Source organism: Oscillibacter sp. (assembly GCF_031978065.1).
Classification (GTDB): domain Bacteria; phylum Bacillota; class Clostridia; order Oscillospirales; family Oscillospiraceae; genus Oscillibacter.
In genome coordinates this window covers 1-5799 of record NZ_DALZCH010000154.1, presented here as the reverse complement: position 1 = coordinate 5799, position 5799 = coordinate 1, and the positions used below count along the sequence as shown (strand labels likewise).

Here is a 5799-nt window from a genome sequence, read left to right as displayed (position 1 = left end):
AAATCACCGCGAATACCGCCAGAGTTCCCGCGGTGCACCCCAGAACCAGCGGTCCGTTGTGCAGGGAAAACAGGGTCAGCAACCGGATCATGAGACTAAAATCAAACGCCACATGAACCGCCGCCACTGCCAGAGGTGCGAAAAACACCACCAATAGCTGAGAGTTAATGGACCGACGGACGGTTTTCAGCTCCATTCCCACCTTCTGCATCACAAGATATCGCTCTCGGTCTTCATAGCCCTCGGAGATTTGCTTGTAATAGATAATCAGGACGGCGGCCATCAGGAAGATGGTTCCCAAAAACACACCGAGGAAGAAAAAGCCGCCGTTGAGGGAGTAGTAATCCTGCCCGAAGCTCTCTCTGGTTTCAAAGTCCAGCCGGTCCCAGTCTCCCGTGCCGGTGAAATCCAGCGTCTGCTCCAACTCGTTGGGTTGTACCGCGCCCTCGTCCACATCCCAAAAGCCGCGCCACTGCATGGGCTCTGCGTCCTGTGCGCCCAGAGAGGCCCGCTGGCCGTTATACAGCGCGTCAAGCACCTCGTCGGACACCACCATGTACAGCACATCCACCGCCGAGGGCTGGAATTCGGGTGGGGCAGGATACTGCGCATCGGGCTTCGCCGCCGTCAGCGTCAGGTCGTCGGCATTGGAAAACCGGAAGGTCAGACTCTGCTTTTGCCCCGCTCCATCTGCATATAGCAGCATTTCGCCGTCGGAAAGTGCCGGAGCCTCTTTACCGGTGACGGCGGCATAATCAGCGGGGGTCATGGCGCAGACCATGCTGTTGTAGGCCGAATTGTCGCTTTTTACCTCCAGCGCACCTTTGTCTTCATGCACGCCGAAAGAGAGATACCCGTAACTGGACACGGGCGCGGCGGAGACGGCCTCTGCCCCAAGCTGTTCGGCCACGGTTTTATAAAGCGTCTGCGGGTCAAAGGGGGAATCCTTCACCGGGTCATACTGAATCTCTGCCCGCAGGTTTCCGGGGAACTGCTCTTCAAGCGCCGCCTCGCTTCCCAGATACAGAGACAGCGTGCCCGAAATCATCACCAGCACCATGGTGGAAAGCACGCAGATGTTGGCAAGGCCCACGGCGTTGCGCTTCATGCGATACAGCATTCCTGAAACGCCGATGAAATGGTTGATTTGATAGTAATACTGTTTGTTGGCCCGCAGGGCCTTCAGAACCGCGATGCTCACGGCGGTAAACAGGCAGTACGTCCCGATGATGACCAGCAGCACCGCCACAAAATACATCCCCAGCGCAGCCATGGCGGACCGGGTGGTGATGGCGATGGTATATCCCGCACCCAGCGCAGCAATGCCGATCACTGCCGTGATGACACGGGTCCTCGGCTCCCGTTCTCCGGCGCTGCTTTCCCGCAGCAGCTCGGTGGGGTTCTGGACGTGAATACGGCGAAGATTGAGCAACAGATTAAACAGCAATATCATTCCAAACAGCACCGCCGTCCCGACGATTCCCTCGCCGGATACGTAAAAGCCGTATGCAATGTCCATCTGCATCAGGCGGCACAGCAGCAAAACCGCCAGCTTTTGCAGCAGCAGCCCCAGCAGCACGCCGCCCACAATGCCCGCTGCGGCGGTATACGCCGTTTCAAAGCCCAAAACGATTGCAATGTGCCGCTTACCCATACCGAGAACATTGTAAAGCCCCAGCTCCCGTTTGCGCCGCTTCATCAGGAAACTGTTGGTATACGTCAGAAAAATCACCGCAAAAACCGCGATGACAAAGGTGCCGATGCTCATAAACACGGACAGATACATGTATCGGGAGCTGTTGGGGAGGTCGGGCTGGTTTGCAAGAGCCAGCACGATGTAGTATGCCGCCGCCGTCCCGATGACGGTCAAAAGATAGGGGATGTAGAATTTTCCGTTTCGCGCCAGATTGACCAGCGCCATCCGCGGGTAAAAATGCCCCTTATTCATTTGCCTCACCGCCTTGCGCCAGCACGGTCAGCGTGTCGGAGATGCGGCCAAACTGCTGTTCCCGGGTGTTTTCTCCGCGATAGAGCTGGTGATAGACCTCTCCGTCCCGCAAAAACAAAACCCGCTGTGCATGGCTGGCGGCCTTAACAGAGTGCGTCACCATTAAAATGGTTTGCCCGCCCCCGTTGATCTCTCCGAACAAATCCAGCAGCCGGTCGGAGGCACGGGAATCCAAAGCGCCGGTGGGTTCGTCCGCCAGCACGATCTGGGGGTTTGTAATCAGCGCCCGCGCCACGGCGCAGCGCTGCTTTTGTCCGCCGGAAACCTCATAGGGGTATTTGCTTAAAATGTCCCGGATTCCAAGCTGCTCCGCCAGCGGCTTCAACGCCTTTTCCATCTCACCAAACTCCTGCCTTGCCAGCACCAGCGGGAGAAAAATGTTATCCTGCAAGGAAAACGTGTCCAGCAAGTTAAAATCCTGAAACACAAACCCTAGATTTGTCCGGCGAAAGGCCGCCATGTCCCGCTCTCGAATATCGGAGACGGCCCTGCCTGCCAGCAAAACCTCTCCGGAGGTGGGCTTGTCCAAGGCAGCCAATATATTCAAAAGCGTGGTTTTTCCCGAGCCGGATTCCCCCATGATGGCCACGTATTCTCCGGGCTCCACGGAAAAACTGACATTTTTCAATGCCTCCACCTGATTCCCGCCGAAGCGGGTGGTATAGATTTTTTGCAGATGAGATACTTCCAGAAGCGACATATAAACTCCTCCTTTTAATACTCTCATCCTAACAAAGCGCTCGCGGCACTGCCATTGAATTTCCTTACAGTTTCGCCCGCAAGCTTACATTTTTGTAAGCTTGCCCGTATAGCCGACTTGAAGCCATTGGAGCGTATAGTAAAAGCGGTCCATCCCGTTTGGAGGGCAGGGGTTATTCCGCCACCTGCCGCCCTTCGTGCAGCAGCAGACGCACAATGGTCCCCGCGCCGGGCCGGGAGACAATGGTAATCCCGTGGCCCAAATTCGTCAAAACCCGTCGGCTGAGGTAAAGGCCTATGCCTGTGGCTTTCCGGTCCTCCCGGCCATTATAGCCGGTGAAGCCCTTTTCAAATACCCGGGGCAAATCCTCGGGGCGGATGCCGATGCCATTGTCCGCGATGGCCAGCGTTTCGCCGTCGGGATAGATGCGGACGGTGCCGCCCTCGGGCGTATATTTGATTGCGTTGGATAAAATTTGGCCCAGCACAAAGCTCAGCCATTTTTCATCCGTCATAAGCGTGCGGTTCGTCTCGTGAAATTCCAGCGTCAGCTTTTTTAAGATAAACAGCCGCGCATATCGGCGAAGACTTGCCCGAATGATTCCGTCCAGAGCGCAGCGGCGCAGAACATAGTCCGTTGTGTCGCTGTCCAGACGCAGATATCCCAAAACCATTTCCACATACTCTTCGATTTTTAAAAGTTCTGCCGACAGGGCCTCGCGGTCCGTTTCTCCGCCGGACTGAAGCAAAAGTCGCCCGGCGGCAATGGGCGTTTTAATCTGGTGCGCCCAGAGGGTGTAGTAATCCAGCAAATCCTGACGGCTGTTTTCGCTCTGCGTCAGCAGCTTGGCACGATGGGCGCATACGGCGTTTAAAAGCGCCTGATAGTCCGCCTCCAGCGCGCTGCGAGGGTGGGGAAGAGGCAGCACCGTTTCATAAACGGCCTTTTTCAACTGTTCAAGCTCTTTATGGCGGCGGAGAAAGCCGGCATAGCCCACGGCAAAAAATAATAGGCCCAGCACGATGCATAAAAGCGCGGCGTACCCCACCGCCTCGGCGGGGTATGCATACAGCGACAGAACTCCGGCAAAAATGGCGGCGGACGCCGCCAGAAACAGCAGCAGCTTATACTGCCGCCTTAGATATTGCAGCAGCATGTTCAGTCCTCCACCAGATAGCCCGCGCCCTTTTTCGTGCGGATCAATGTTCCAAGGCCCGCCGCCTCCAGCTTTTTGCGCAGCCGGGCCACGTTCACTGTCAGGGTGTTTTCATCCACAAATGCGTCGGATTCCCACAATCGGGTCATTAGACCCTCGCGGCTGACAATCCGGCCCCGATTTTCCAAAAGCCTCTGCAAAATTTTCAGCTCGTTGCGGGTCAGCTCCAGCTTTTCCGTCCCGGCGGTCAGCGTCCCGTCGGATACGTTCAAAACCGCCCCGCCGCAGGATAAAAGCTGGGCCGGCTCTCCAAAATCATAGGCCCGGCGCAGCAGCGCCTGCACCTTGGCGGCGAGGACGCTTAAATCAAACGGTTTTGCCAGAAAATCGTCTCCGCCCATGTTCATGGCCATAATCTGGTTCATGTCGTCTCCGGCGGAAGAGATGAACAGAATCGGGATCTTGGACACCCGCCGAATCTCCGTGCACCAGTGATACCCGTTGAAAAACGGAAGCGACACATCCAAAAGTACCATCTGCGGCGCGGCGGCGGCAAATTCGGCCATCACATTTTGGAAATCACCAACCCGGATGACCCGGTGGCCCCAGCTTTCAAGATGCGCTTCCATGGCGCCGGAGATCACCGGGTCGTCCTCCACAATTAAAATTCGGCAGCCGTTCAAATTCTGTGCCTCCCTATGCGCTTGCCCGTTTCGCAGGTGCTTTTGAAACGGAAAACCGCTGTGTATTCCGCGCCGGAATGACGCGTTTGATAAAATTCAGGTTTTCAGAGGATAGTATAATCTATTTCCGATTTTAGCGCAACGCTTCACTTTTTGTCCGCCCGCCGCAGAATTTTGTGGATTTTTCCTCTCTCGGTCGGAAACTTGCTCTTGAATCCGGGCTGGAAAGATGCTATGATAACCCCAATAGGATAGAGGCGCGAATGAGACGGCGCTGCGGGAGCCGACAGGCAACGATCGCAGCGGAAGTGAGTTCGCCGAACTGAACCGGCAGGTATGCCGCTTTGGTGGGTCCGGGGAGAACATCTCCGGGACTGTCCGCGGGAAACCGCGGGTGCGCTATCTGCTCACAGGGTACTTCCGCACGCTTGTAGGTTGGTGTGGGGGCGATTGTCGGTAGAGAGCGTTTTCTCTGCCGATTTTTTGTTGCTTAAACAATCAACGTATGGAGGAAACACTATGAAATTTGATCATGTACAAGGTTCAATCGTGGCCACGGTCACGCCGTTTCACGACGACGGGAGCGTCAATTTTGAGGTTTTGACCCAGCTTTTGGAGCGGCAGATTGCCGCTGGAACGGACGCCGTTCTGGTTCTCGGAACTACCGGAGAATCCTCCACCATGACCCACGAGGAGGACGACGCGGTGGTGGCCCACGCGCTGAAAACCATCAACGGACGGGTGCCGGTGGTGGTGGGCAGCGGCTCCAACTGCACCGCTACGCAGGTGCAGAATGCGAAGCGCTATCAGGCCATGGGGGCCGACGGACTGCTTTTGATTACACCCTACTACAATAAGACCAATGCCGAGGGTATGTATCACCACTTTGCCGACGTGGCAGACGCGGTGGAGATTCCCTGCATTCTCTACAATGTCCCGGGCCGCACAGGCTGCTCCATCCCCGTGTCCGTGGTGGAGCGGCTGGCGAAGCACCCCAATATCGCCGCCATCAAGGAAGCCTCCGGCGATATGAGCTATGCCATGAAAATCGCCCATTGCATTGGGCCGGACTTTGCTCTCTATTCCGGAAACGACGACATCACCATCCCCCTGCTTGCCATCGGCGGCAGCGGCGTGATCTCCGTGTATGCCAACGTGATGCCCAAGGCGTGCCACGAAATTGTCACGGAATTTCTCCATGGCGACCGGGAAAAGGCAGTTGCGCATCACCTGCGGTATTTGCAGGTGATGA

5 protein-coding genes and 1 riboswitch are annotated in these 5799 nt (G+C 56.4%); of the genes, 1 reads left to right on the top strand and 4 read right to left on the bottom strand.

The window, feature by feature from the left end; all coding sequences use genetic code 11:
- From RTK01_RS15670 to RTK01_RS15655, 4 genes are all read right to left on the bottom strand, one after another.
- On the bottom strand, positions 1 to 1948 hold a 1948-nt coding region (locus RTK01_RS15670), incomplete at its 3' end, for an FtsX-like permease family protein (RefSeq protein WP_312281867.1).
- The gene (locus tag RTK01_RS15665; RefSeq protein ID WP_312281866.1) at positions 1941 to 2708 is read right to left on the bottom strand and encodes an ABC transporter ATP-binding protein; all 768 of its coding nucleotides are present in this window, start codon (positions 2706 to 2708) and stop codon (positions 1941 to 1943) included. The genes RTK01_RS15670 and RTK01_RS15665, both read right to left, overlap by 8 nt.
- A 172-nt stretch (positions 2709 to 2880) precedes the next feature.
- Positions 2881 to 3870 (bottom strand): sensor histidine kinase, encoded by a 990-nt coding sequence (locus RTK01_RS15660; RefSeq protein ID WP_312281868.1) that lies wholly within the window; start codon positions 3868 to 3870, stop codon positions 2881 to 2883.
- Positions 3867 to 4547 carry a response regulator transcription factor gene (locus tag RTK01_RS15655; protein ID WP_312281865.1) on the bottom strand — a complete coding sequence of 227 codons (681 nt, stop codon included), beginning with the start codon at positions 4545 to 4547 and terminating at the stop codon, positions 3867 to 3869. Before RTK01_RS15655 ends, RTK01_RS15660 begins: the two co-directional genes overlap by 4 nt.
- Positions 4548 to 4791: 244 nt before the next feature.
- A riboswitch (Lysine riboswitch) is annotated at positions 4792 to 4957 on the top strand.
- A 109-nt stretch (positions 4958 to 5066) separates the two neighbouring features.
- On the opposite strand from RTK01_RS15655, the gene dapA reads away from it, so the two are divergent.
- Positions 5067 to 5799: 4-hydroxy-tetrahydrodipicolinate synthase (gene dapA, locus RTK01_RS15650; RefSeq protein WP_312281864.1), on the top strand; the 733-nt coding region annotated here is incomplete at its 3' end.

Bases quoted from the DNA above. Each gene is read 5' to 3' on its own strand.
- RTK01_RS15665 (WP_312281866.1), bottom strand. From the start codon at position 2,708: ATGTCGCTTCTGGAAGTATCTCATCTGCAAAAAATCTATACCACCCGC.